Source organism: Endozoicomonas sp. (assembly GCF_051008435.1).
GTDB lineage: Bacteria > Pseudomonadota > Gammaproteobacteria > Pseudomonadales > Endozoicomonadaceae > Endozoicomonas_A.
This window is the reverse complement of record NZ_JBPCXO010000028.1, coordinates 1-25,817: the sequence shown is the minus strand read 5'-3', so window position 1 is coordinate 25,817 and position 25,817 is coordinate 1. Positions and strand designations below refer to the sequence as shown.

Genomic DNA, 25,817 nt, shown 5'->3' with positions numbered 1-25,817 from the left:
GCAATGATCTGTTTCATCAAAAAACGCTCAGGGGTTATCTCAATACTCGGCCTTGTTCTTCTATTAGCAGGCTGTGTATCGCTGAACAGTAAACCCGTTTACCAGAAAAGCGGTGTAGCTTTGGAAGGCTATGATCCGGTAGCTTATTTTCAAGAGTCGCGGGCGGTGTCCGGAAGTCCTGATTTCTCAACTCAATACCAGGGTGTGACCTGGTATTTCAGTCGTCAGGAATACCTCGATCAGTTTTTAAAGAATCCGCAGCAGTACACGCCTCGTTATGGTGGTTATTGTGCCTATGCCATGGCCAATAACCTGGTGGTAAAGAGCGACCCCAAAGCTTTTACTGTCAAAGATAACCGTCTCTATCTGAATTACAGTACGGGTGTCAGAGGCCGGTGGCTGGAACAGGTCGACGAACACATCCAGGATGCCGATCAAAACTGGCAGGAAAAGCAAGGGAAGGTAAAAGTTCAGCATTAACAAGGCGGGGGACGTTATACTCAGCCCCGTTATTGATTGTTGACTCAGGAAGTCCCTATGCCCAGCAGCCCGTCTGTCAAAGATGCCTTGATTGATTTTCAGCAAAAATTTCGAAACCACTATGAGTTGAAGCATCAGTCATTGCCTTTAGTAGAGCATGACAGTGACTGGTCTTCTCCCTGCGAAATGCAGGAAGTTGCTGATATGGCAGAGGTGAGCTGGCAACCCGTGGAGTGTGAGCCTCAGCTGGATTTTGACAACATTGAGTCGGCACTGGAACTGGAGCTGCACCCGGATCTGAAAGCCTATTTTGGTAGTTTTTATTCTGCCAACTTGCCTGCCCGAACCGGAGAAGGGGAGCTGGAATTACTGTTTGCCTGGAGTCCCAAAGACTTCGAGCGACTGCAGGAAAATCTGCTGGGACACATCTGGATGAAGCGTAAATTGCGTCAGCCCGTCACCCTGTTTTTTGCCGTCACGGATATGGAAGACATCAACCTTACCCTGAACAACGAAACCGGCGAGATCTGGGCTGAAAAAGTGGGCAAGAAACCTCATCGCAAAGTAGCGGACACTATGGCTGAGTTTTTGAGAGCGCTTGAGCCTGTTGTGTAAGTTTCTGGTCGTTGAACCGGACGGGATCTGGTGGGAAGGCAACCATTTTCGTCCCTGTCAAAGTAGGGAGTCTGTCATAAATAAGAGAAACTCACTGGCAGATTCCTTGGGTAATTTTGAAGAGTTTGTGATGAACTTCTAGGAATGATCATTTAGTCGAGCCCAGCTCTTGAAAGCAGGTGGGTCTAATCCTGTAAAATAACCGTAAACTACTGTTAATAATTGTATCAAGCCGTATAATAAGAGTGCGTATTTTCCAGAGTCTCAAAAATGGGTTCTGGTATGTGCAGGTTGTTTATTTGATGGTCGTTTACGGTAGCCACCATGAGAGAAACGGGAATGTTTCCAAAGGCTGATAGATAGCTGGTGTGAAAGCCAGTGATATTGAGATTATGTTTAACCCGTTAACTTTTTTAATCACACTGATTTTAATGCCGGGGCTGGCAATAGCCTTTGATAACCGGTACTCAGACCATGACCTCGCCATTGGGGACTCCCCCCTGATGACCTATGGCCAACCCTTCGAATACCGACTCGACGTTCAGCCTCTGATGAAGTGGACCTGGCTGGAAAATGTCACTTTCTCGCTCCGTTATACCGACAATCAGAATCTGACCCTCAACGGCCAGCCAACCGATCGTTCCGTCCTTGAATACAGTTTTGGATTTTTGGCTCCTGCTGCCAGAAACCTGGTGGGACAGGCCCGTAACGTTTTTGATTACCTGACGGCTTTTTCAGGATTATCTGCTGTCCAAAAACGTTTGAGCTCTACAGGTCCAGCCAGCAAACAGCCCAGACCTCTGGAATTGCTCTGGAGTCAGAAGCCGGAAGAGTCTTCTCTGCCATCAGCGAGCTTCAGCTTTAAGGAAGTCGAGCCCGTTCACTCATTAGAGAAAGATCTGGTTTACCAGATGGAACTTTCCTGGACCTGGTGAGGTTTTGAAAGGGCTGATAGCAGCCCTTTATGACTCATTTATTCCATGTCATCAATGTTCAGATACGTCATGGTCTGGTTCAACAGCAAATAACCAATCTCGCCAAAGGTAATAGGACCGGGGAATCCCGCTTTCTTACCTTCCAGTCCGCCGTACAGAAAATTCAGGACACAGTTGCAGGAAAAAACAACGTCACTGCTGGCTGTTGGCAGGTTGGAAGTAAATTCCTGGGCGTAATCCTCAAGCGGGATAGCCATGCGATACTTTCTACCTTTGAAAACCGGCGCGTAAAACTGAACCTTGCCACTGTCTTCATCAATATTCTGAATGCAGACATTGATGTTTGCACCGGCATAGTCACAAATAATCGGTGACTGGATATCCAGCTTGTTTTCCTGGATGAATTGGGCAAAATTCATGGGTTGTCCATCAACCAGGCAGTCTGACACTTCGAAGCTGTTGTCATTGAATTCAATGATCGGGCTGTCAGGGTTGGGCTGATGTATATTGAAAATCTCAAGGTCAGCCATCTGTCCTTCAGGCAGTTCAAGGTGCAGTGCTACCGCCTGGTCGGAAGAGAAACTGCCATTACTTCCATTATAGATTTTTGGCTGGTCTTCTGAATTCAAGTCTTTGCCGCTCACCCAGCCCAGTACTGGCGCATCATAAAGCCCTTCAAAGTCCGGAGCTTTCAGGGCGTAATCTGAGTGTACTTTGGAGAAGGCCGGAATCACCAGAATAGTAAAGCCATTCTCGTAGCGATCTTCCGTGATCTGATGCAAGTTGCTGGCGTCGTACTGTTTGATCTTATAGCCTTCGACATAGTCAGAAAGCACATCAACATAAATAGCTTCCTGTTGGAACAGGCCTTTATCCTCACCCATAAAGTAGGGTGTGGTGCCGGCAATCCAGTTACCTTCGGGCAGCTGTGAAAGGACTCTTTCGTCTCCGGCCAGGGAGAGCACTTTGCCTTCTCTTATCAGTTGTGAGACGGCTTCAACAGATTGAATTTTTTTCATGATCATTCCTTTATCCGTATTGGGTTCCGTCTGGGTTACCACTGTTTGAAGATGTCGATCAGGTCACTACGGAAGCCCTTGGGGTATTTCAGGAAGTACTGGTAAAGGTATTCGGTGGCTTCATCCAGTGTCATGGAGCCGGATTCCATATTTCGGCTGACACGGTCAATCTGTAGTTGAAGAACGTATTTGTCCATTTTGATCTGCCCCTGGGCCATGGCGGCCCACTCCTGGCGATCTTTTGGAGGTATGGCGTCTGACATAACTTTCCATCCGTAAAATACACTTAAAATTATATTCAGGGTTTCGACGAAACCTGAGTTGACTTTATAGGGGAAGGTTAAGGTTCTGATGGAAGGCTGAACTATTTCGATATTAACGGTCTAAGCTCATGCCTCAATGGCTTGAATTCAATGCATTATTAAGGGGGAGTTATGTCAGGTCAGTATCATTCCATGCGTTCATATTCTGCTTATTTGTACCCCGGTTTTCTGTCTTTTTTACTGGTTCTGATGATGTCTGGCCTGGTTAAGGCGGACGAAGCTATTCAGGACTACCGCAATCTCCTGTCCGATTATCGTATCGAGATTCAGGACGATCTGACCTATACCCGCATCGTATCTCTGGAGTATCAGGTTCTGACACCGGCTGGAGCGGAAGCGCTGCAAAAGTATCACTACAGCTATTTTTCCGAGAATGAGTCCCTGACCGTGCTGGACGCTTCCATCACCAGTCCGGACGGGAAGGTATTTCCTGTCGAGCAAGAGAACATTTACGAGCAGGATCTGGGCGGTCGTGATCAGGAGCGGCGTTCCAGGGAGACCGTGGTGATATTCTCCCAGCTGACGCCAGGCAGCCTCATGCAACTGAAGTTCAAGCATGTGGTCAACAAGAAAAGTCCCATGGGTTTTAACATGGTGATGCAGCCTGAACTGGAACTGGAACAGAAAAAGATTCAGGCGACCATTCTTCTGCCCGAAAACACGCCTCTGAAGTGGGGAAGCCGAGGCGAGTTCTCGGTGAAAGAGCTTCAAAAAGGCAAGCGGAAAGAGCTGACAGTCAGTCTGGAAAACTTTCCTTATCAGGAAAGAGAAATGCATATGGTCAGCCCGGATGACGTGATGCCGATGTTTGCCATTACGTCGCTGAACAACTGGCAGGAGATTGGCCAGATTTATTACAACAGCAGTCTGGACCGGCAGACCGACAGTGATGAGATTCGCCAATTGGCAGAAGAGATAACCCGTGGAGCCCAACATCCCCGGGAAGAAGCGGTATTGATATACAATTGGGTTGCCCAGAATATCAATTACCTTTCTCTCAGCTTTAACCTCGAAGACATGCTGGTTCCGCACCCGGTAGAAGATATTCTTCGTCATGGTTATGGCGACTGCAAAGACCAGGCATTGCTGTTGCAGTCATTGTTAAAAGCTCGTGGTATCGCTTCAAAGCCGGCACTGGTCAGCTGGAGTAACAGCTATAAGGATTGGCCGGTAGCCACTTCCATGCAGTTTAATCATGTGTTGCTGTACATCCCTCAGCTGCAGGTATGGCTCAATCCGGTTTCGCCTTTGTCTCCGTTCGGATTGCTGGATTACAGCCTTTCTGGCAAGCGGGTTGTCCTGGCCAGCCCTGAAGGTGAAACCCTTTCTCTTCCTGCCATGAAACCAGGGCAGAACAGTTATCGGGTTAAAAACCATTCAGTGCTTTCAAAAAATGGCTTTCTCAGAGGAGAGAGTGAGGTGACCGGGACCGGAATCATCGGAGAACAGATTCGTGAACTGCTGGCTTCCAGTGGCAGCGGTGAGTGGAAAGCCAGCAACCTTCTGGCTGCAACCCTGATTGGTGGCTTTGGTCATATCTCACGGGGAACCCCTGCTTATGATCTGGCAAAACAACCTGCCTACCAGGGTGACTGGCACAGTCCTCATGCTTTTCAACTGGGCCGGGAAGGGTTTATCACAACGGCTCCGGGGTTGGACTTTAAAGATGTACTGGCTTTGAGAGCCTACCTGGTGGATGGCAAACGCAAGTTTCCGTTTGCTGTAGGGCCCCGCAATTATCATTGGGAGCACCGAATGGAATTACCGGAAAACTATCAGGTAACCAGGCTTCCGGATAATCTGCAAGTCGATAACGAGGCAGGCTCCTACAGCAGTCACTACGCTCTGGAAGGTAATACGCTGGTGGTCACCCGTCAGATTGTTATCAAGAAAAACCAGTATCAGGCCAGTGAATACCCCGAATTTGAAGAATTGGCTTATCTGGCCATTAACGATCGTCGAGCCATTATCGCTTTGAAGAGACGCTGAACTTTATTCTTCACTACTCTTTATTCTTCACTACTCTTTATTCTTCACTACTCTTTATTCTTCACTACTTTTAAATTAGGTTTTAAGTAACAGGATCGTTTTGAGAAGGGACTCATGAGCATTCAGGTAGGTGATCATCTTCCGGATATTGATATTTACGAGTACATCGATGACGGCTCCCATCCGGAGGGGCCAAAAATCTGGCGCCTGCCGGATCTTGCCCATAAAAAGAAAGTGTTAGCCATTGGTATCATTGGTGCTTTCACACCGGTTTGTTCCGGCAATCATGTGCCTGGTTATATCCGGGCTTATGATGATTTCATCAAGAAAGGGATTGATGAGTTGTGGTGTATCTCGGTCAATGATCCTTTTGTCATGTGGGCCTGGTCTGAGAAAATGCGTTGCCGTGACAAAATGCGTATGCTCAGTGACGGTTCGGCTGAGCTGGTCTCCATGATGGATGTGACCCTGGATTTATCCGAACGGGGGATGGGAGTCCGCTCTGACCGCTTTGCCATGGTGGTGGATCATGGGGTGATTACCGACTTTCTGAGAGAAGACCCCGGACATTTCTGTTACACCGATGCCGATACGCTGCTGGATCGGCTCTGATAGCTCAGGGAGAAATCGGCTTGAACATGTGATCGAAGTCGTTGGCCAGTTTCTCCTGAACCGCCTTTTCTTTTTCCATGGCCAGAACCGGTTGCAGTTGTTCGGCTACGTCCAGCAGGTTCGACACCATATTATCCAATATCTGTACCGTCAGTAGTTCAGTGGTGGCTCGATAGGACAGCACCAGTCTTTCGCCAACAGAATCCCAGCCCAGCACGCCTCCCCGGGTTTCCAGAGCATAGGCATTCAGTTTCATGGCGGCTTCGATCCGCTTACGCCTTATTTCGCCCCGGCCTATTTCAGTGAGCTCAATAATAATAAACACATCGTCGCAATAAGCGGGAGCCTCAACCGACACAGGGAGTTCGTTGTTATAGACGAAGGCACAGACTCGCCCGGAGTCGTCCAGTGCTTCCTTGCCAATGCCTACCTGTTTCATCCAACCCTTTAACAGATCGATTCCTGTCATTTTGTTGTCCTTATACGGTCATTCTCTGTCGTTGATATTCCGGCAGGCTGGGGTACAGTTGAGATTGATCCTGAAAGGCGTAAGCCCGTTTTCTTTGCGTGTCTGATTTGATGGCCGGAGGGTCTGCCAAAGAGTCGCCTACCGATTGAACGACGGCTTTCTGGTCCTGGGGCTTGAGTTTGGCCATTAACCACAAGGTTCCGGACTTGATGCGTTTGGCTAGAGCGGTAAGACCAACAACATGGGACAGGGTTTTAGCGGTCTGTTTTAATTGCAGTCCCTTGTATTTCACTTTGTCCTGGTAAAGGACTTTTTTCAGCGTTTTCAGGGCCGTTTGTTCCGGACCCAGTTGCAGCTTTTTGATGGTGTTGTCCGTTAGACCAAAATCCCTCAGAAACTTCACGGCTTCTTTCAGCTCTTTGCCATCACTGGAACGGAGTCTTGTCAGAAAGGCTTTTTCCGCTACGCCAATGTTCTCTTTGGTCAGTGATTCCATGGACCGGCCTGATTGCATCAATAAATCAGACTTCTCTCTGGCTTTGGCGAGCTTACGACCATGCCATGCTGTCATCGCCAGGCTGCCTACGGAAACGGCACCGGCTGCAGCCCCCGCTCCTATGAAAGCAGCCGGTGCGCCTGCTCCGGAAGCGGTCAGTCCAATGGTTACTCCGGTCATGGCGAGATTGACGGCGGTACTGGCCAGATGTTTTCTGGCTTGAAAGGTTCGTTCCTGCTTTATGTGTCCAGACAGGGCTGTCAGCAGGGGGTCTTTGGTGGCTGATTTGGCTTTGGCCAAATTATTCAGGGCACTGACCTGAGAACCGGTGCGAACGGCAGAGTAGATCGTGTTGATGGCAGTCAGTGCTATGCCCAGACCCGGTACTGCCCGTGCAGCAATTTTGCTGGTGCTCTCGGCCATCAGCATGGCTGAGTGAGTGATATCCGTGGCCTGTTCCGACAGACCGGCCACCTGCGTCAGTCTGTCCAGAACAATCTGTCCTTTGCTTCTGGAAAGATCTGAGCCTTTTTTTCCTACCAATGTCTGGAGCCGTTCATGCCGTTCCCGATGATTGTCACCGCTTTTGAAGGAACGTTTTTCCGGGTCGTAATCTTCCAGCAGCTCCTGAGTTTCTTTTCTGCGACCGTGGGCCGCAATGTCTCGGACAGCGTTGTAGACGGTTTCCCCGGCTGATTTGATAAACACCAGTCCCTGGACAGCAATGTTGATGCCTTCAAAAGCTCTGTAGGAGCGATTAAATCCTTCATTGGGTATTTTGTAAGTGCCTGTGGTGGCCTTCTGGTGCATCTTGGCCATCTTCATACCCAGCAAAGTCAGGTAGGATGCCTTACCGGCTACATGCCTTGCCTGGCCAGCGACTACTGTCGCTTTATCGGTTTTATTGCTGCCTTTATCAAAGTGAATCTGATTTTTGCCAAACAGTATATTTGCAGCGAGGTTCCTGGTTCTGTTGGGAGGGTCAGACAGGGACAGGTTCTGTTTCCCTTGAGGGCATACACCGCCAACAAGACTGGAGCGACGAATATCCGAGGCTAACTCACGCTGGGCTGCGGCTATTTTATCAGCCGAATGCCTGTTGACCGGTGTTGTTGATCTGCCATTAATATTCATTGAGTGGCCAGCCTTTGCTGAGCCAGCTGTTCAATGGTTTGTTCCAGTACGACCATTAAGTCTTTTTGCCGTCGGCTCAGATCCAGTGCGCCTGTAAATAGAGCTCCCGACATATGGCGCATCAGGACAATGGCTTCGTTGAGACTGGGTTTAAGGGTCTTCTCTGTGCAATGGATATTGAGCTGCAAACATAGTTGTTGGTGGAGTGTCGCCAGTTTGAGTGGGCAGACTCTTGGGGCCAGTGCCAGGGCAAAGATCTCCAGGTCTTCGCTGGATTCAGTATCAATGACCGTCAGCATTGATAGAGACCAATGTTTTTTCTCAATCGGGTTCACGACCAGTTCCGATACAATATTTTGAGCCAGATTGAAGGTCAGAATAGGTGCCGTCTTATCAGGCAGCTTCGGAGAAAGTCCCTGGGCATGAAGGTGAAGAGCGATGGCTTTGAGGGCGACCTGATTCATGACAGCATCTCCTCATAGCAGTTTTCTGAGACGTAATCTGCCATGCGACGGGCGTCTGAAAGGGAGATACCCCCTCGCTCCAGACGACGCAGAGGTTCATCAAGTTTTAGAAGAATGAGGCTGACCGTATCCAGATACTCAAGAACATCCGGCAATAGGTCTCTGGCACAGATGAAACTTTCACGGATGAGAATATTGCGGGAGTCCAGATCCAATTGAAAAGAAAGCAGGGGCAGGGTCATGGATAATTGATGCAGAAATGAAGCCAGAGGGGCAAGATCCTGAATCTGGACAAGAGGGCGTTCCAGCACAGTGGTCATTAAAATATGACTGGAAGCTTCTTTGGCCAGCCCTTCATTCAGAACAATATAAGTGATTAATCGCTGGTGGTGATGGTTGGACAGAGAGGTCTTGAGAACCATGTTGCCCGGTTTTTTGCTGATCACAGCAAACTTCAGACCCAGATCATTGAAGGTCTTCTTGAAGTGCATGGCCTGTTTTTGCAGGAGCTTGCTGGGTGGTGTCATTAACCGTCAGCTCATATGCGTCATCCCTGTCACTCTACTTTTCTATAAAATGAGACAATCATCAAGTCATAGTTGCTATTTGAACGACTGTTGGCTTGCACCCCTGCAGGGACACTGGTATCAATGAATAAGGACCGGTTTACTATTTAACTGGGAATCGGTCGGGCTTCTAGGAGCCTGACCGAGAATAGAGAGTCCGGCCTAAAGCCCAGAAAGAGCGGCCATCTTTTTTCACTGAATTTGATTAAATAGGTCAACTATTTGCACAAATTAAGTAAAAAACCTGGCTCGCTCTACTGAACTTTATGCTCGGACGCTATTCTCGGTCAGGCTCCCAGGGAAACTCATAACTGCTGGTGGCTGTTTTCCAGCCGGGAACGAGAATGTTTGATAACAAATCCGTTTTAATTACCGGTGGCTCTGGTTCATTTGGAAAAAAATATGTAGAGACACTGCTGGCTCGTTACAAGCCTGACAGAATCATTATTTATTGTCGTGATGAGCAAAAACAATATGAAATGCAACAGCGTTTTAATGGCAATTGCATGCGTTATTTTATCGGTGATGTCCGTGATTGCGACCGTTTAATGCAAGCCATGAATGGTATTGATTATGTGATTCATGCGGCTGCTCTGAAACAGGTTCCTGCTGCTGAATACAACCCTATGGAGTGTATTAAAACCAACATTCATGGGGCTGAGAATGTGATTAAGGCGGCATTGGCCAACGATGTTGAAAAAGTGATTGCCCTGTCTACCGATAAAGCCGCCAACCCAATCAATCTTTATGGTGCTACCAAACTGGCCTCTGACAAACTGTTTGTTGCTGCCAACAACATGGCAGGTACTCAAAGAACAAGATTCTCAGTGGTTCGATATGGAAATGTAGTGGGATCCAGAGGTTCGGTTGTGCCTTATTTCAGAAAGCTTCTTGAAGAAGGCAGTGATTTTTTACCGATTACTGATCAGCGTATGACCCGGTTCTGGATTACACTCCAGCAAGGCGTGGATTTTGTACTCAGGAATTTTTCAAGAATGCAGGGCGGAGAAATTTTTGTTCCCAAAATTCCTTCCATACGAATTATTGATCTGGCGACTGCCATGGCACCTGACTGTGAGTTGAAAATAACGGGTATTCGCCCTGGCGAAAAACTCAATGAAATCATGTGTCCGGCGGATGATTCGCATCTGACCATTGAGTTTGATGATCATTTTGTGATTTCCCCAACCATTACCTTTCATAAAGCCAGTAATAACTTCACGTTGAATGCTTTAGGTGAATCAGGTGTACCTGTTGATCAGGGTTATGAATACAATTCCGGGACCAATCAACACTTTTTAAGTGTTCAGGAAGTTGCGGACTTTAATATTATGGCGGGTGTCCAGGTTTGATTCCCTATGGCAAACAATCCATCAATGAAGACGATGTGAAGGCCGTAGAGGAAGTATTGAAGTCTGATTTTATTACTCAGGGCCATTCCGTTCCTGCTTTTGAAAAGGCGCTATCCAAAATTTGTGGAGTCCCTCATGCCAGGGTGATGAATTCCGCCACTTCTGCTCTCCATCTTACCTGTCTGGCTATGGGTCTTGGGCCTGGTGATACCGCATGGACCAGCCCGGTTACTTTTGTTGCCTCAGCCAATTGTATTCGGTATTGCGGTGCCCAGGTGGACTTTGTTGATATCGATCCAGAAACGTTTAATCTTTGCCCCAGTCGACTGGCTGAAAAGCTTGCGCATCATTCCAAAAAGGGTTTGCCCTTACCCAAAGTGGTGATCCCTGTTCATATGTGTGGGCAACCTTGTGATATGCCAGCCATTCAAAAGCTGGCTAAACAGTATGGTTTCAAGGTAGTGGAGGATGCTGCCCATGCCATTGGGGCAACTTCTTCAGCTCACCCGGTAGGTTCCTGTGAATACAGTGATGCCACCGTCTTCAGCTTTCATCCGATAAAAATAGTGACTACCGGAGAGGGGGGAGCGGTGCTGACTCGTTCCAGAGAGCTGGCCGAAAAAGTTGAGTTGTTGAGAAGCCATGGTGTTACCCGGGATCCCGATAAAATGGATCGAGAACCGGATGGCAGCTGGTATTACCAGCAGGTTGACCTGGGGTTCAACTTTCGTATGACCGATTTGCAGGCTGCACTGGGATTGAGTCAGTTGGAGCGGCTGAAATCGTTTATTGAAACCAGGCAAAAGCTTGCTGATCGCTATACCCGGCATTTGAAAGCGTTGCCCCTTAAGCTCCCCATTGTTAAGACTGATTCCAGTTCTGCGTGGCACCTTTATGTGATTCGTCTGAAGCTAGATAAAATTGCACTCAGCCATAAAGACGTGTTTGAACAGCTGAGAGAAGAGGGGATTGGGGTTAATTTACATTACATCCCTGTTTATCAGCAGCCTTATTATCGACAGTCTGGTTTTCAGGACTTTGCTCTTCCTGAGGCTGAAGCTTATTATCAGGAAGCGATTACCCTGCCTCTTTTTCCTTCTATGACACAACAGCAGCAGGACGAAGTCATAGCCACACTCTCCAGAATACTCTCCAGACCAGAATACTCTCCAGAACATAAGTTTGAATGACAGGCATAATCATTTCAGGCTATCAAAGTGTGAACTGATACTAATCCATAGTCTTTTATTGTCAGAGGTAGCGTGGCAGAATAGCTGCGAATAATAAAAATTAATAAACGGCAGTTTGGGCTGAAGATAAGGAAGTTTTAAAAGCTTGGCCTGAATATTGTCCGTTCATAGTTAACTGACAACTTGATTGATTCATGGATGAATATTTATAAACTTGCTCTGATTCTTATCTGCACATTGCTTGCCGGCTGTTCTACTCTTGTAGCTACTTACATTGGAGAAGCGGGCAGTATTCCATACAGTGATCTGGCATCCGGTACTGAACTGGATCTTCCGGAGATTGAGAAAAAACGTTTCTGTTCCGAGCATCAGAGTGAACTCTGTATCAGCTATTTATATGGCGAGCCTTTTGATGGCAATAAACTTCGATATAAAGTTGAGCTGGAATCGGGTAACAGGACCAGTACCGTTGAATTGAATCTTGAAAAGAACACGCTTGATAGAAAGTATTCAGGTCTGGTGGTGTTGCTGCATGGTTACCGGGTTTCCAAGGAATACATGCTGACGTCTGCTCTTTACTTCCGGTTTCTGGGGTTTAATGTACTGGTACCGGATCTGGCCGGACATGGTGAGTCCACAGGCGGTAAACAGTATGGAGTGGGTGACAGTAAGGTCATTAATGAGTTGATCAGTTCTGTCTATAAACAGGACAAGCCGTTGTATCTGCTCGGGAATTCCATGGGTGCTGCTGCAGCCGTGTATACAGCGTCGCTTAGAAGTGATGTTAAAGGCGTGATTATTCAGGCGCCTATGTTGCCTTTGGACCAGGCTGCGATACGGTTTTTCTCTGTTAAGTATCCGAGTTTAACCTGGATGCTTCCTAAAGAGGCTGTCAGGGAAGGCGCGATTCTGGCCTTGGAAAAAGCCAATGTGACCCTGGACGAAACCCGACTGGAGCCCGTAATTGAATCACTAGAAGTACCCATACTGGTTTTTGCTTCTTCTTCGGACGAGATTTCACCTTACAGTCACTTTAGCCACATGGACTCGAATCGGGTTAAAGTGATTGAGGTCAAAGACAGAAATCATCCCAGTATGATGGTGATTGGTGATAACGAAAGCAGCCAGTTGCTGGAGTGGCTTAATAAACCTGCTGCTTTGGTGACAGAAAATAAGGATACTAAAAAAGGAGAAGGATGACCTGGAGGTCATTTTCCTTTGATAGCGTTCTGAATCCTTAAAGGAGTTCTGCCAGTAACATGGATTGGATAAAGAAGAACTACAAGAAAGTCTTGCTGTGGTGCCTGGTACTCTCGATCGCACCGTTTTTTATCGAGATTGTTTTTATTGCCGATGTTCTGGGGGCAGAAGTGGCCATTGGCTTTCTGATCCTGCTGCTCAAAGATTTCTACCACACCTTCTGGATCAGGGTTCAACAGTATAAAGCGATTTTGAAAAGTATCGTCAGACTGATTGAGCTACACCCGGTTTCGCAAACCCATGTTTATGTTTTTCATACGACGGCCAGCGTGGTTTTCCTGTTGGTAACCGGGTCAATGCTCTATTCCATGGCTGTTTGGTATCCCATTGCTTTATTGGGGCATAAGTTGAGTTAGTGGTTATGGCAATTCGATACAGTTGGTTTTTATTCTTGATGATCCTCTCTTGTTCTTCCAGCGCCAGAATATACAGCTGGGTGGATGAAAAAGGGGTCACTCATTTCAGTAGTCATGCAAAAAACACTGAAGCCAGAGAGATAACAGTGGATGTGCCAGAGTCTCAATGGCAAAAAATAGATATTGAAATCATCGATGTTGGGTTTGGTCTCACAGCAGAAGAAAAAGAATCTATTCAGCATGATGTGAATACTGTCTATCAGTTTTTTGATAAGAAACTGTACTTTGATATTTTTAAAACCGTGCCAGTTTCAATCAGATTGTTCGGAACTAAAGAAGACTACGTAAACTATAACCTCAGGCATGAAGACCTGTCCGCTCAGTCAAAGCGTACCAGTCATCATACCTTAGGCCGGTACCTTCCCAAAACCAATGAGATTCTGGTTTACCAGCAGAAGAACAGGGCAAGAACATTTCTTACCATCAAGCATGAAGTGAGTCATGCCATTACGGATACTCTGACACCTTTTGTCCCGTCATGGCTCAACGAAGGTGTTGCTGAAAATATGGAAACTCTGGGTATTGAGAAGGAGGCTCTCTATATTGATGCTCATCCGGGAAACTTTAACCATTTACTCCAGTTTGAGCGTGATGCAAAGCTGCTGGCACTCAAAGAGTTTCTATCACTGACCAGCCCCAATTGGCGGAAGAAAAATAAAAGCTCTGACTATGCCTTACAAATACAAGCCGGAGAGTTCACACGTATGTTGCTCTCTTCTCCAACGGGCATCAACTTTATCAGCAGGCTGATGCATAACTACAAGCGTGGCGATCGAACCATTGCGTATTATCTGATTGATGATGAATATTTTGGTGGTATGGGTATGTTGGAAAGCAAGTGGGGTCTGTGGGTCAACAGAAAACAGTCGAACCAGATTGCACTGTGACGTTGAGGTGTATCTTCTGTGTTGAAAAGTATTGATGAGATTCAGGAACTGACATTAAACATAAAACAGGAACGTTATCCTGAGGCTGAAGTCGTTTTCCTGGCGGGTTCTTATTTGAGAGGTGAAGCTACAAAGTTTTCTGATCTGGATCTGGTGGTGGTTTTTTCATCACTGGCGCAAGCGCGTCGTGAATCCTTTATTTATGATGCCATGCCTGTAGAGGCTTTTATTCATGATCCGGAAACTTTGAACTATTTCTTTTATGAAGTGGATCGTCCAACGGGCATTCCTTCTTTGATGAATATGGTGGCAGAAGGGGTTGTAACTCCCAAACCAACTGCCTTCTCTGAGTCAGTGAAAGAGCTAGCCCACTCGTATCTGGACCTTGGTCCACCACCTTTGACAGAAAGTGAAATCAGCACAGCACGGTATTTTCTGAGTGATCTTATGGACGATATTCGTGCTCCCCGAAACTACGATGAACTGGTCGCAACAGGTTCTGTTCTGTATCAAAAGCTGGCAGATTTTTATCTCAGGGTTCAGGGAGCCTGGTCGGCGAAAGGTAAATCCATTCCCAGGCGTCTTAAAGCCATTGATTCAGACTTTTACAGACAGTTTTCTCTCGCTTTTGAAAAACTGTTCCGTAAAGGGGAATCCGGTTGGGTCATCGGTTTGGCCGAGCAGGTTCTTGAAGCTCAGGGTGGGCAATTGTTTGAAGGGTATCAATTAACTGCGCCGAAAGATTGGAGATCCAGTTTGTAAGGGTTGCAGTTTCCAACAATAAAAAGTGGTTAATAATTATGAAAATCAGATTGGAAGAAATCACCAGGGCCAACAGTATTGAGGCCGTGAAGATCAAGGCAGAGCCACCTGAGCTTTATCAGTTGCATTACAACACACACTGGATCGGTCATGCTTATGTCCACGACGACCTGAAAAGTGCTCTGATCCGGGATGGCGATGAAGCGGTGGGTTTTGTTTGTTTTGGGCAATCCTAAAAAGACGCCTATCTGCTTGAGAAACAGGCTGAAACGATTGCTGAAATTCAGCATTTGTTGATTAAGCCCGGAAAACAGGTTCAGGGGATTGGCAGACAAACAGTTCTATTAATCGCTAATGAGGTGTTTGAGCAGGGATATACCCATTTGCGTGTAGCTCATAACCCTGAAGCGGACAGAGCTCAAGCCTTTTATTACGCTCTGGGCTTTAAGGTCATCGGAAAGGACTATGATGACGAGCCGCTGCTTGAGTTAGATTTGGAGTCTTTCTTATCCCGTTAGGCTGTAGGGTAAATATGATCATAAAACGAAAAGGGCATCGGTATATTGATGTTGAGTCCGGTAATACTCTGGATGCCTGGTTTCCACTTGATGCTCAAGAGCTGTCGCGTTCTTGTCTGGCAGAAAAGTATGGTGTTATTCGGGGTGAAGTCTTTGAGCTTGAAGTGGATATTGTTGCTTCGGGTCCAACTACGGCTGAGGATGCTTATCTACGGTTGCATCTGCTTTCCGAACGCACTGTTCAACCAAATCAGATCAACCTGGAAGGGCTTTTTGGTGCTTTGCCAAACATTGCCTGGACGTCAGCCGGTCCGGTCTTTCCTGAACAGGTGAATCGTCTCCGGTCACTGGTGAGTCAGGAGCATCATCATCTTCAGGTCAGCTCAATCGATAAGTTTCCTCGAATGACTGACTATGTTGTGCCTACAGGAGTTCGAGTCGCAGATGCTGACAGGGTAAGACTGGGGGCACACCTTGCCTCTGGTACCACTGTCATGCACGAGGGGTTTGTTAACTTTAACGCGGGTACGCTGGGGCCTTCCATGGTGGAGGGCAGGGTAACACCTGGAGTAGTGGTGGGTGAGCATTCTGATATCGGTGCTGGCTCGTCTATCATGGGCACTTTGTCTGGCGGTGGGAAGCAGATCAATCAAATAGGGCGCAATGCCTTGCTTGGAGCTAATGCCGGGATTGGTATTTCTCTGGGTGATGACAGTATTGTTGAAGCTGGGCTTTATGTGACAGCAGGCACCAAAGTGAAGTTGCCTGATGGCCAGGTGGTTTCTGCCAGAGAGCTGTCTGGAAAGCCCAATCTTCTGTTTAGACGGAATAGCCAGACAGGTGTTGTAGAGGTTCTGACGACTGATTCAACACGTTGGGGTGGCCTTAATGAATCTCTGCACAGCAATGACTGATAGCCTGTTCTTCAGGGGAAGGTAAGGAGTCTTCTTTGAACGAGATCCAGAGAGCTTATCTTGATCGTTATCTCGATAGTTTGTCAGAGCAGGAGAGAGCTCGCTACACAACATTCAGTGCAGACTATTTTTGCGCTGATGAGAGCAATGCCAATCTTTGTGCTGAGCTGGTTCGTCAGGGAAAGAAATAAGCGACTTGTGGCATGAAGCTCTGGTATGAACAGGGAATGGAGCAGGCGCCTGAGTCGGGTGATTTGCTGGTAGTCACAGATTGGGTCGGTAATCCTTCTTCCATTGTCGAGTTTACAGAAATTACAGAGTGCCGTTTCTCTGAAGTCACTGAATCATTTGCTGCCACAGAGGGAAGGTGACCTTTCCATAGAGTGGTGGCGGGAAGCGCACAGGGAGTTCTTTTCCAGAGAGTGTGAAGCGTTGGGCATTCCTTTCTCAGAAGACTGTGAGCTGGTTCTGGAACACTTTCGATTGGTCTACAGCGAGTGACTGCCTGTCACTTAAAATGATAGAGGCACTTTGGCCTCTATCTTCAGACTGATTACATGATGGTCGAGATTTCATCCAGACTCTTTTTGCTGATATTGGGTACACAAACCCCTTCCGCCGGTTTTCCAGCAACAATAATCATGTAGGGTTTTTCATGGACTGGACGGTCCAGAATTTCGTTCAGAAACTTCATAGGGCTGGGGGTGTGAGTCAAGGTCGCCAGTCCGGCGTTATGCAGGGCTGTAATCAGCATCCCGCAGGCGATACCCACGGACTCAGACATATAATAATGTTTTCGTTTGCTGCCATCCGGATCCACCGTGTGTTTCTGGGCAAAAACCACAATCAGCCAGGGGGCAGTTTCCAGAAAAGGTTTATGTTCATCCGTACCCAGATGAGACAAGGCGTCCAGCCATTCTTCGGAAGCCCTGCGGGTATAAAATTCCCGCTCTTCAATTTCGGCTCCTTCCCGAATCAGTTTCTTCACGTCCGGGCTTTTAACCGCCACAAAATGCCAGGGCTGCATATTGGCCCCACTGGGTGCAGTGCCAGCGGCCAGCATACAGTTTTCGATCACCTCGTCAGAGATGGGGGCTGGGCTGAAGTCGCGGACCGTTCGACGGCGCTTGATATCGGCAAGAAAAGTACTCGAACGTTGCAACATTTCCGGCTCGGAATAATCGATAAAGCCTTCGAGAGGGATGAAGTCAGGTTCTTTCATGGTGACAGCCTTTGCTTTTATTATTGGGTCATCTTATCTGATTTTTTCTCCCTGACAATGTCAGAATCTGTATCTGGTTTACTGGCAGATAAACATTCACGACACTATTATAATGCTTTCAAGCAAAGAGCCAGCGGCTCTCACTGCTGACATTTTTTGAATTCATGAAGAAGGGAATAAAAAAATATGAATCAGAAGATCCTGGACGGCTGGACCTATCATGATACGGAAACCGAGCGGCTGGTGGAGGAGCTTAAAAGCTGGGCCACTGATCTGGATTCTGATGATACCCTCCCTTTTCTGAAGCTGGCCATTCATACAATGGGTGAACACCAGGGGCAATGGCAAAGTCTGACCGAGCTGGTGGAAACGATGAGTCACCATGACCAGACTTATCGCCATGCTGTTCTGGCGGTCTGTCACTTCATGAATGGTAATGCGCTTTCTGCTCAATCGAATGAGTTGAACTATATGAAGTCAGGAGACTCTCTTCTGGCCTACCTTGAAATCAAATTGTTAATGGTTCGTGGGTTGGTTTTCTCAGGGAAATACCAGCAAGCTCTCAATCTGTATGAAGACATTTTTGCTATCGTCCCTGCCGATAGTGGTCAATCGGATTTTCTACGTCAGGTGGCTATTATTTGTAATACCCTGGCCAATGAGCTGATGGCTACACCTGATCGCACTGAATCGGTTAAAGCTTTGATGAAAGCGTCTGCACACCATTCACTCATGTTCTGGTCTCAGTGTGGCAACTGGGTGAACAGGGAAAGAGCTTTTTATCTGTTATCACTCGTGCACCTTGAGTTGGGTGAAGATCAGAAAGTGGTTGAGTTTGCCCTGGAAGGCCTCGCTGTTATTGAAGCCAATGGCAGCGAACCGATCGATGAAGCTTTTTTGCAATTGGTTCTGGGGCGAGCCTACCTTAATAAGGGGCTGTCTTCTGAATTTGAACAAGCCCTGGAGCAGGCCGACAAGCTTGCCTCACAATGGCAGGATGAGTCATTAGTGTCCTGGTATCAGGAAGAGCGATCAAGAATCCAGGAAGATGCTGTGCCGGCCTGAATCTGTTCTATGTTGTTCGGAAAAAAGTAGTGGGGTCACAACGTGGAAATTACTCTGAATCACACTATTGTGCCCTGTTCCGATAAGGTGTTTTCCGCCAGATTCTATGAGCGGATTTTTGGTTTCCAGTTTCTGAAAGTCTGGGGACATTTTGCACTGGTCAGGGTCAATTCAAGCCTGACACTGGATTTTGATGAAAGCACCGGATTTAGCCATAACCATTATGCTTTTAAGGTCAGCCATGAGCAGTTTTCCGCTATTTTTGAACGGGTAAAGCAGGAAGGTATGGATTATGGCAGTGGTCCCGGTCATCTTGATGATGGTCAGGTCAATCACAGGAACAATGGGTCAGGTGTCTACTTCCGGGATCCGGACGGACATGTTCTGGAAATTTTAACTCGAGATTACAAGATTGATTGAGCCTCTCTGGCTCAATCAATCCTTTGCACTTACAAGGTACTGTCAGGTTGTTGCTCAGGGCTGGCATCAATAAATGCCTTGAGTTCATTACAGTGCTGGTGGATTTTCCGGATTTTTGGGTAATCCGTTAACGGTACATTAAATCTCAAGGCATTGTAGACCTGGGGTGTCAGACAGATGTCGGCCAGAGTCGGCGTATCACCTATACAGAAGCTGTCATCACCGAGTTGCTGCTCGAAGGCATCAAATCCAGTTTTGATCCAGTGCTGGTACCAGGCACTCTTCTGATCGTCACTCACCTCAAATTCTGACTTGAGATACTTCAGAATCCTCAGATTATTCAGAGGATGAACATCACAACTGATGATATTAGCCAGGCTGCGAATTCGGGCTCTCTGCCAGGCATCACCCGGAATGATAGCCGGTTCCGGACAGGTTTCTTCCAGCCATTCCAGGATGGCCATGGACTGAATCAGTGTGTCGTTTTCTACTTCCAGTGTCGGAACCAGTCCCTGAGGATGAATGCTTTTGTATTCATCTCCCGTCTGCTCGGACTTCAGCAGGTTGACCGGAATCAGCTCGTGATCCAGCTTTTTAAGGTTCAGGGCAATCCTGACCCGATAAGCCGCTGAGGATCTGAAATAGCTATAAAGCTTCATTCGGTTAATCCTTTGCAGGCAGTATGGTGGACGACACTTCGCCAAAGCCTATTCTTGCGGCACCCTCTTTTTCGCACCAGCCTCTCATGACCACGGTATCTCCATCCTGCAGGAAGGTTCTCTGTTCACCATTCGTCAGGGACAGTACTTGTTTACCGCCTTTGGTCAACTCCAGCAGTGAACCCGCTTCCTCGGGTTTCGGCCCTGATTGAGTGCCAGTGCCCAGCAGATCTCCTGATTGCAGGTTACAACCGTTGCTGGCGTGATGAGCCACCATCTGCCCTATGGTCCAGTAAGAGTGCTTGAAGCTCGACTGGGAGAGCTTTTCCATGCTTTGCTGAGAGCCTTTCATGGCGGGAGTTTGCAACAAAACTTCCAGTTGAACATCCAGAGCACCCAGCGTGTTGTTCGCTTGTGAACTCAGATAAGGCAGAGGTTGCGGATCTTCTTCTGGGCGCAGATAACCGGTTCGGTATGGGGCCAGTGCTTCAAGTGTGACAATCCACGGTGAGATGGTTGAGGCGAAACTTTTGGCCAGAAATGGTCCCAGAGGTTGATATTCCCAGGCCTGAACATCCCGTGCGGACCAGTCATTCAGAAGACACATGCCGAATACATGCTGATCGGTTTTATCCAGGGGAATGTTGTTGCCCAGGCGATTGCCCTGACCGATGAAAACGCCCATTTCAAGTTCATAGTCGAGTCGTTTGCAGGGACCATAAGAGGGCTGCTCAGCGTCTGGTGCTTTGGTTTGACCTACAGGGCGGTGAAAAGTCTGTCCTGAAACATCAATGGAAGACGCTCTGCCATGGTAGCCAATCGGCACCCATTTATAGTTTGGCAGCAGAGGGTTGTCAGGTCGGAACAGCGAACCCACTGCCGTGGCGTGATAGATAGAGGAATAAAAGTCGGTGTAATCACGAATCTGGCAGGGCAGGGCAAACTCTGCCTTATCCATGGTGATCAGACAGGGCTTCAATGGACTTTCCAGCTCAGAACCCGCTCTCAGTGCTCTGGAAAGACTCAGTCGCAGGGCGCTCCAGTATTCATAACCCAATTCCATCAGGGGGTTCAGGGTTTCATGTTCGCAGGCTGCCAGCGCATCAGCGGCTTTTCCCTCAAAAGGTTTTATGGCTGCGACGGCTTTCAGGTCCAGAATCTGGTTGCCAATAGCCACACCGCACCGGAAAGGCTCGCTGGCTACCCGAAACACAGCAAAAGGCAGGTTCTGAATTGGAAAGTCGGTATCGGGCTTATTCGCGCAGCTGACCCAGCTGGTGAGGTTGACGTCATGGGTCTCGTTCAGTGAAATCATTGTATATCCTGAAAGCATTGAGAAAACATTGAGAAAACATTGAGAAAACATTGAGAAAACAGAGTGCCGACAATGGCTATGCAGGCACTCGGGTTTATTCTTTTTACCATGAAAATGCCGCTATTTCGGACTCTGTAGTCATTTTCATGGTTCGGAGTGAGCGGCATTTCCGGCTCATGGCTATTTGTATTATCTATTCAGCTTAAGGCTTCTGGTTTGGATCAAAGTGTTTCTGCAGGCCAGACCAGCATTTAATATAGTCTTTTTGTCGTATGTCGCTTTCCATGGCGAATTTTGACGGCACATAGACGTATCGGGATTCAAACATGAAAGCCAGAGTATTTTCATAGCGTACGGGTTTCAGGTCCGCTTCGCTGGCTTTTTTGAAGACCTCTGCCTCTGGGCCATGAGGTGACATACAGTTGTGAAGGCTGCTGCCGCCAGGCACAAATCCTTTTTCCTTGGCGTCATAAACACCCTGGATCAGTCCCATGAACTCACTCATGATGTTGCGATGATACCAGGGGGGGCGGAAGGTATTTTCAGCCACCATCCAGCGAGGAGGGAAGATGACAAAGTCCAGGTTGGCTACCCCGGGGGTATCTGACTGAGAGGTCAGAACGGTAAAAATTGAAGGGTCAGGGTGGTCATAGCTTACTGTATTGATGACATTAAAGCGGGACAGTTCGTATTTATAAGGTGCTGATGTACCGACCCAGGCGACTACATCCAGAGGAGAATGGTTGAGTTCACAGGCATAAAGGTGACCTGAGAATTTGCAGATCAGTTCGAACTCGCCTTCTTTGTCTTCATACCAGGCAACGGGGTATTGAAAGTCCCGGTCATTGGCAAAACCATTGGCACCCACCGGGCCACGTTCGGGTAAGGTGAGCGGGGCGCCATAGTTTTCACAGATATAGCCGCTGGCGGTATCATCGATCAGATCAACCCTGAATTTAATGCCTCTGGGGATCACAGCGATATCGCCTGGTCCAGCCTGCAATCTGCCCAGTTCGGTACAGATCAGAAGCGTACCCGCCTGTGGGACAATCAGCAGCTCACCGTCGGCATTGTAAAAGAAACGTTTCTCCATGCTCTGGTTGGCAGCATAAAGGTGTATGGCTGTACCGATCTGTGTGCGGGCGTCACCATTGGCAGCGATGGTTGTCAGACCATTGATAAAGTCCGTTGGCTGTTCCGGAGCTGGCAGTGGGTCCCAGCGAAGCTGGCTGGGTGTTGGCGGCAGATCTGTCAGGGGCGCAGTTTGCAGCAAGGGGTTTTGATCCCAGGGCTGGTAATCCCCCTGTACAGCAGAAGGGCGGATTCGGTAGGTCCAGGTCCGCCGGTTCTGGTGCTTTGGTGCCGTAAAAGCAGTCGATGAAAATTGTTCGGCATAGAGCCCGTAAGCCACTTTTTGGGGGCTAAAGCAACCCTTGGGCAGGGCATCGGGCAATGCCTCTGTTTCATGTTCGTTACCAAAGCCTGTCTGGTATTCAAGATCATCAGGTAATGTCATCAAACTGAACCTATCATTTTTCTTATCGTGAAAATCCCTTCATCACAATGGGTGATGAAACAATGTTTCATTCGTTTATGACGGATTATCATAGAGCCTCAGTGGTTCCACACTGGACGGTCCACATTCAAGTCTTCTGCCCGGGTAAGGGAGGAAGCAGGTTGTTCAGGTCTTGAAGTTTCTCCATTTTTAGCCAGTCCTGAGAGTTTTGTCCATACCGATTACTGATTTTCACTCTCCCGGCTGTTCTCCAGCAATGTTAAGATCTAACGAATAAGCCCTCTACGAGGGATGATTCGCTGGATTGAACTACGTTTGAGTACTGATTTGCCAAATTCTGAGCCTGTACAGAAAGGCTTTCTTCTTAGCCGACATAGCCTTAGCTCACATAGCCTTAGCTCACATAGCCATGACCGAAAAGGGCAGGCCGAGATTATTTTATGGGTGGTCACCGAAACAGGCCCAGTCAGGCTGGTGATTGAGGGAGAGCGTCCTGTCTGTTTTGTCGTATCCTCTCAATTCGAGTCACTCGAAACGGAGTTTAAAAAGACTTTCCCGACGTTTGAATCTCGACCACTGGCTCTGAAGAACTTTCATCATGAACCGGTAACAGCCCTGTACAGCAAGGAAGTTAGCCCGTCCTTTCAGATGCAAGACGTTTTGCGCTCCAAAGGGTTAGAGCTTTTGGAAGCCGATATCAGACTGGCGGACCGGTTTTTGATGGAGCGCTTTGTATACGGTGGTCTGGAGTTTACGGGTAACCCGATTCAGAAACCCGGTTATCGAGAGTACCGTAATGCCCGAATTCGTCCAGCCGAGTACAAGCCTGACTTTAAAGTGATCTCTCTGGATATTGAATGCTCTGAGCGAGGTGAGCTTTATTCAATCGGTCTCTCAGGCGGTCACTATGGTCAGGTGATCATGGTGGGAGATCAGGAACCGGTAGAATGGATACAGTGGGTAGCCAATGAAAAAGCACTGCTGGAAGCTTTTGAAGAGGCGCTGAAAACTCTGGACCCGGATATCATCATTGGTTGGAATGTCATTAATTTCGACTTTCGCCTGCTGGTCAGGCGAGCCGAACGTTATGGCATGAAATTAAGACTGGGAAGGGGTCAGCAGGCGGCCAGTTGGCGAAATCGCAGAGGAGAAAGTGGTCAGGGTTTTATCACTTTACCGGGTCGTATGGTGATTGATGGAATAGAGGCCCTGAAGGCTGCTACTTATCATTTTGACAGTTTTAGTTTGGAGTTTGTGGCCCAGACACTTCTGGGCAAAGGTAAAGCGACAGAAGACGTGGATAACCGGATGGCTATCATCAATCACGACTTTCGTCATAACAAAGAGAAACTGGCTCGTTACAATCTGGAAGACTGCCGACTGGTTGAAGAGATTTTTGAACACACCAATATTCTTGATTATCTGAGACTGCGCAGTCATTTGACCGGACTGGAGCTTGATCGCATGGGGGGCTCCGTTCAGGCTTTCACCAATCTCTACTTGCCCCGGTTGCACAGGGCCGGATACGTGGCTCCGAATTTACCCGAAGACGGTGGCCTGGCCAGTCCCGGTGGCTATGTGATGGACTCCATTCCTGGCCTGTATCGCAATGTGATTGTTCTGGATTTCAAAAGCCTTTATCCCTCCATTATAAGAACCTTCAAGATAGATCCTCTGGGGTTGGTGGAAGGTTTGAAAGAACCGGAAGGGAGCATTCCTGGCTTTCGGGGAGCCCTGTTTTCCAGAGACAGGCACTTTCTTCCCGAGATAATATCCTCGCTCTGGGCCCAGAGAGATGCAGCCAAAAAACAAAAGGATGCAGCACGCTCACAGGCGCTGAAGATTATTATGAACTCCTTTTACGGGGTTCTGGGTTCTGGTGGTTGCCGTTTTTATGATACCCGTCTGGCCAGTTCTATCACCATGCGTGGGCATGAGATCATGCAGCAGACCGCTCGCTGGATAGAAGAGCAGGGCTATCAGGTGATCTATGGCGATACCGATTCTACATTCGTGCTGTTGAATGAAGGCTATTCCGATGACCAGGCCAGAACGACCGGGAAAAAACTGGAGCGGATGATCAATGATCGCTGGACGGCCAGACTGAAAGAGCATTTTCAGTTGGATTCGATGTTGGAACTTGAATTTGAAACCTGTTACAGAAGGTTTTTAATGCCCACGATCCGGGGAGCAGATACTGGCAGTAAAAAGCGCTATGCCGGCATTAAGTCAACAGAATCCGGTCAGGAACTGGTATTCAAAGGGCTGGAAACCGTGCGTTCCGACTGGACAGCACTGGCTAAATACTTTCAAACAGAACTGTTTTCACTGGTATTTTCTGATCAGTCACCGGAAGCCCTGGTCAAAGAAACCGTACAGAAAACGCTGGCCGGTGAGTGGGATGAGAAGTTGGTTTATCGTAAACGGCTGAGACGAAATCTCAAAGACTATGTGAAAAACATTCCCCCACAGGTCAGAGCCGCTAGAAGAGCGGATGAAATCAACCAGTCATTGGGGAAATCGCTGAAATATCAGAGGAAAGGCTGGATTCAGTATGTCATGACCGTCCATGGCCCGGAACCATTGGAGTACCGTAATAGTCCTATCGATTATCAGCATTATATCGACAAACAACTGAAGCCGGTGGCGGACGGTGTCTTGCCCTTTATAAATCTGGACTTTAATACGCTTATTGATGAGCAGATGGGATTGTTCTAGCAAGGCCTCTTTGCTTAGGGGCGTTTTGCGCGGCGTTGTTTTCTGATCAGTAGACTTAGCCCCTGATTCAGAGCCCTGTGGGAATATCAGGAGCTGGAGCGTTAGCTGTTGATTGCAGAACGCAGTTTTTGACACTATTGATTAGAGGTGTGCTCTGGGTAGTCCGAGGTCTATTTTCCATATCAATCAAAAAGCCCTTGTATATAGGCGTCCTGAAGCTTTAATCTCAAGTATTCATGATGACCTTCAACGAATTTATCAACGGTGCGCCTGACGGTTTTTTTTCAGATCAGCATGGTTTTCATCAGGGGTAAAGTTGGAAAGGTAGCCTTTTAAGAATTCATGTATAGCCATTGTGCTAACAGTGACTGTTGTGTCTAGGAGCCTGTCGGACTTACCACTGACCTACTGCGAAAAAGCCGGATTTGGCCATTTTTTATGATTCTTTTCGTTGAATAGCTCGCTATTCGCCTCAAATAATCATAAAAACTGTCTCAAACC

At 47.8% G+C, this 25,817-nt stretch carries 30 protein-coding genes; 20 read left to right on the top strand and 10 right to left on the bottom strand.

Going from position 1 to position 25,817, the window contains the following annotated elements; translation table 11 throughout:
* Window positions 1-3: 3 nt before the first annotated feature.
* The 3 genes from ACR2PX_RS01390 (at window position 4) to ACR2PX_RS01380 (ending at window position 2,030) form a co-directional block, all read left to right on the top strand.
* The gene (locus tag ACR2PX_RS01390; RefSeq protein ID WP_433997573.1) at window positions 4-480 is read left to right on the top strand and encodes a YHS domain-containing (seleno)protein; all 477 of its coding nucleotides are present in this window, start codon (window positions 4-6) and stop codon (window positions 478-480) included.
* Between the two features lie 57 nt (window positions 481-537).
* Window positions 538-1,095, top strand: a complete 558-nt coding sequence (gene syd, locus ACR2PX_RS01385; RefSeq protein WP_433997572.1) for a SecY-interacting protein — start codon at window positions 538-540, stop codon at window positions 1,093-1,095.
* A 368-nt stretch (window positions 1,096-1,463) separates the two neighbouring features.
* Window positions 1,464-2,030: a hypothetical protein gene (locus ACR2PX_RS01380; RefSeq protein WP_433997571.1), complete on the top strand. Its 567-nt coding sequence runs from the start codon at window positions 1,464-1,466 to the stop codon at window positions 2,028-2,030.
* Between the two features lie 38 nt (window positions 2,031-2,068).
* Here the strand turns inward: ACR2PX_RS01380 and ACR2PX_RS01375 are convergent, their stop codons facing one another.
* On the bottom strand, window positions 2,069-3,049 hold the full coding sequence (locus ACR2PX_RS01375; RefSeq protein ID WP_433997570.1) for a DUF6976 family protein: 981 nt from the start codon (window positions 3,047-3,049) through the stop codon (window positions 2,069-2,071).
* 35 nt (window positions 3,050-3,084) lie between these two features.
* On the bottom strand, window positions 3,085-3,312 hold the full coding sequence (locus ACR2PX_RS01370; RefSeq protein ID WP_433997569.1) for a hypothetical protein: 228 nt from the start codon (window positions 3,310-3,312) through the stop codon (window positions 3,085-3,087).
* Window positions 3,313-3,483: 171 nt separating this feature from the next.
* Here ACR2PX_RS01370 and ACR2PX_RS01365 point away from each other — a divergent pair, with 171 nt between their 5' ends.
* Window positions 3,484-5,361: a DUF3857 domain-containing protein gene (locus tag ACR2PX_RS01365; protein WP_433997568.1), complete on the top strand. Its 1,878-nt coding sequence runs from the start codon at window positions 3,484-3,486 to the stop codon at window positions 5,359-5,361.
* Window positions 5,362-5,475: 114 nt separating this feature from the next.
* On the top strand, window positions 5,476-5,973 hold the full coding sequence (locus tag ACR2PX_RS01360) for a redoxin family protein (RefSeq protein WP_433997567.1): 498 nt from the start codon (window positions 5,476-5,478) through the stop codon (window positions 5,971-5,973).
* A gap of 4 nt (window positions 5,974-5,977) precedes the next feature.
* On the opposite strand, the gene ACR2PX_RS01355 is transcribed toward ACR2PX_RS01360, so the two are convergent.
* From ACR2PX_RS01355 to ACR2PX_RS01340, 4 genes are read right to left on the bottom strand one after another with little or no spacing between them, the layout of a single operon-like run.
* On the bottom strand, window positions 5,978-6,442 hold the full coding sequence (locus ACR2PX_RS01355; protein WP_433997566.1) for a CesT family type III secretion system chaperone: 465 nt from the start codon (window positions 6,440-6,442) through the stop codon (window positions 5,978-5,980).
* A gap of 10 nt (window positions 6,443-6,452) precedes the next feature.
* The gene (locus tag ACR2PX_RS01350; protein WP_433997565.1) at window positions 6,453-8,072 is read right to left on the bottom strand and encodes a hypothetical protein; all 1,620 of its coding nucleotides are present in this window, start codon (window positions 8,070-8,072) and stop codon (window positions 6,453-6,455) included.
* Complete coding sequence (locus tag ACR2PX_RS01345) at window positions 8,069-8,536, bottom strand: hypothetical protein (protein ID WP_433997564.1); 468 nt, start codon at window positions 8,534-8,536, stop codon at window positions 8,069-8,071. Before ACR2PX_RS01345 ends, ACR2PX_RS01350 begins: the two co-directional genes overlap by 4 nt.
* A complete protein-coding gene (locus ACR2PX_RS01340) occupies window positions 8,533-9,063 on the bottom strand; it encodes a hypothetical protein (protein ID WP_433997563.1) in 531 nt (176 codons plus the stop codon). The genes ACR2PX_RS01345 and ACR2PX_RS01340 overlap by 4 nt, the downstream gene beginning before the upstream one ends.
* Before the next feature lie 383 nt (window positions 9,064-9,446).
* On the opposite strand from ACR2PX_RS01340, the gene pseB reads away from it, so the two are divergent.
* From pseB to ACR2PX_RS01280, 12 genes are all read left to right on the top strand, one after another.
* Entirely contained in the window at window positions 9,447-10,454 is a 1,008-nt protein-coding gene (gene pseB, locus ACR2PX_RS01335; protein ID WP_433997562.1) for a UDP-N-acetylglucosamine 4,6-dehydratase (inverting), read from the top strand.
* Window positions 10,451-11,644 (top strand): UDP-4-amino-4,6-dideoxy-N-acetyl-beta-L-altrosamine transaminase, encoded by a 1,194-nt coding sequence (pseC, locus tag ACR2PX_RS01330; RefSeq protein ID WP_433997561.1) that lies wholly within the window; start codon window positions 10,451-10,453, stop codon window positions 11,642-11,644. The genes pseB and pseC overlap by 4 nt, the downstream gene beginning before the upstream one ends.
* 198 nt (window positions 11,645-11,842) lie before the next feature.
* Window positions 11,843-12,844, top strand: coding sequence for an alpha/beta hydrolase (locus ACR2PX_RS01325; protein WP_433997560.1), 1,002 nt, complete (start codon window positions 11,843-11,845; stop codon window positions 12,842-12,844).
* 59 nt (window positions 12,845-12,903) lie between these two features.
* Window positions 12,904-13,260, top strand: a complete 357-nt coding sequence (locus ACR2PX_RS01320) for a hypothetical protein (RefSeq protein ID WP_433997559.1) — start codon at window positions 12,904-12,906, stop codon at window positions 13,258-13,260.
* A gap of 38 nt (window positions 13,261-13,298) precedes the next feature.
* Window positions 13,299-14,207 carry a DUF4124 domain-containing protein gene (locus ACR2PX_RS01315; protein ID WP_433997558.1) on the top strand — a complete coding sequence of 303 codons (909 nt, stop codon included), beginning with the start codon at window positions 13,299-13,301 and terminating at the stop codon, window positions 14,205-14,207.
* 18 nt (window positions 14,208-14,225) lie between these two features.
* Window positions 14,226-14,969, top strand: a complete 744-nt coding sequence (locus tag ACR2PX_RS01310; protein ID WP_433997557.1) for a nucleotidyltransferase domain-containing protein — start codon at window positions 14,226-14,228, stop codon at window positions 14,967-14,969.
* Between the two features lie 38 nt (window positions 14,970-15,007).
* A complete protein-coding gene (locus tag ACR2PX_RS01305; RefSeq protein ID WP_433997556.1) occupies window positions 15,008-15,205 on the top strand; it encodes a hypothetical protein in 198 nt (65 codons plus the stop codon).
* 12 nt (window positions 15,206-15,217) lie between these two features.
* Window positions 15,218-15,487 carry a GNAT family N-acetyltransferase gene (locus tag ACR2PX_RS01300; protein ID WP_433997587.1) on the top strand — a complete coding sequence of 90 codons (270 nt, stop codon included), beginning with the start codon at window positions 15,218-15,220 and terminating at the stop codon, window positions 15,485-15,487.
* Window positions 15,488-15,501: 14 nt separating this feature from the next.
* Complete coding sequence (locus tag ACR2PX_RS01295; RefSeq protein WP_433997555.1) at window positions 15,502-16,401, top strand: DapH/DapD/GlmU-related protein; 900 nt, start codon at window positions 15,502-15,504, stop codon at window positions 16,399-16,401.
* Between the two features lie 35 nt (window positions 16,402-16,436).
* Window positions 16,437-16,592: a hypothetical protein gene (locus ACR2PX_RS01290; protein ID WP_433997554.1), complete on the top strand. Its 156-nt coding sequence runs from the start codon at window positions 16,437-16,439 to the stop codon at window positions 16,590-16,592.
* Between the two features lie 12 nt (window positions 16,593-16,604).
* On the top strand, window positions 16,605-16,772 hold the full coding sequence (locus ACR2PX_RS01285; protein ID WP_433997553.1) for an ASCH domain-containing protein: 168 nt from the start codon (window positions 16,605-16,607) through the stop codon (window positions 16,770-16,772).
* A complete protein-coding gene (locus tag ACR2PX_RS01280; protein WP_433997552.1) occupies window positions 16,750-16,902 on the top strand; it encodes an ASCH domain-containing protein in 153 nt (50 codons plus the stop codon). Before ACR2PX_RS01285 ends, ACR2PX_RS01280 begins: the two co-directional genes overlap by 23 nt.
* A gap of 52 nt (window positions 16,903-16,954) precedes the next feature.
* Here ACR2PX_RS01280 and ACR2PX_RS01275 read toward each other — a convergent pair whose 3' ends face one another.
* Window positions 16,955-17,623, bottom strand: coding sequence for a nitroreductase family protein (locus tag ACR2PX_RS01275; RefSeq protein WP_433997551.1), 669 nt, complete (start codon window positions 17,621-17,623; stop codon window positions 16,955-16,957).
* A 186-nt stretch (window positions 17,624-17,809) separates the two neighbouring features.
* Here ACR2PX_RS01275 and ACR2PX_RS01270 point away from each other — a divergent pair, with 186 nt between their 5' ends.
* Together ACR2PX_RS01270 and ACR2PX_RS01265 are read left to right on the top strand one after the other, a co-directional pair.
* On the top strand, window positions 17,810-18,688 hold the full coding sequence (locus ACR2PX_RS01270) for a hypothetical protein (protein WP_433997550.1): 879 nt from the start codon (window positions 17,810-17,812) through the stop codon (window positions 18,686-18,688).
* A gap of 42 nt (window positions 18,689-18,730) precedes the next feature.
* Window positions 18,731-19,108: a VOC family protein gene (locus ACR2PX_RS01265; RefSeq protein WP_433997549.1), complete on the top strand. Its 378-nt coding sequence runs from the start codon at window positions 18,731-18,733 to the stop codon at window positions 19,106-19,108.
* Window positions 19,109-19,137: 29 nt separating this feature from the next.
* Here the strand turns inward: ACR2PX_RS01265 and maiA are convergent, their stop codons facing one another.
* The 3 genes from maiA to hmgA form a co-directional block, all read right to left on the bottom strand.
* Window positions 19,138-19,767 (bottom strand): maleylacetoacetate isomerase, encoded by a 630-nt coding sequence (gene maiA, locus ACR2PX_RS01260; protein WP_433997548.1) that lies wholly within the window; start codon window positions 19,765-19,767, stop codon window positions 19,138-19,140.
* 4 nt (window positions 19,768-19,771) lie between these two features.
* Complete coding sequence (gene fahA, locus ACR2PX_RS01255; protein WP_433997547.1) at window positions 19,772-21,082, bottom strand: fumarylacetoacetase; 1,311 nt, start codon at window positions 21,080-21,082, stop codon at window positions 19,772-19,774.
* 202 nt (window positions 21,083-21,284) lie between these two features.
* Window positions 21,285-22,598, bottom strand: a complete 1,314-nt coding sequence (gene hmgA / locus ACR2PX_RS01250) for a homogentisate 1,2-dioxygenase (protein ID WP_433997546.1) — start codon at window positions 22,596-22,598, stop codon at window positions 21,285-21,287.
* A gap of 291 nt (window positions 22,599-22,889) precedes the next feature.
* Here hmgA and ACR2PX_RS01245 point away from each other — a divergent pair, with 291 nt between their 5' ends.
* Window positions 22,890-25,316, top strand: a complete 2,427-nt coding sequence (locus tag ACR2PX_RS01245) for a DNA polymerase II (RefSeq protein WP_433997545.1) — start codon at window positions 22,890-22,892, stop codon at window positions 25,314-25,316.
* The last annotated feature ends 501 nt before the right edge of the window (window positions 25,317-25,817 follow it).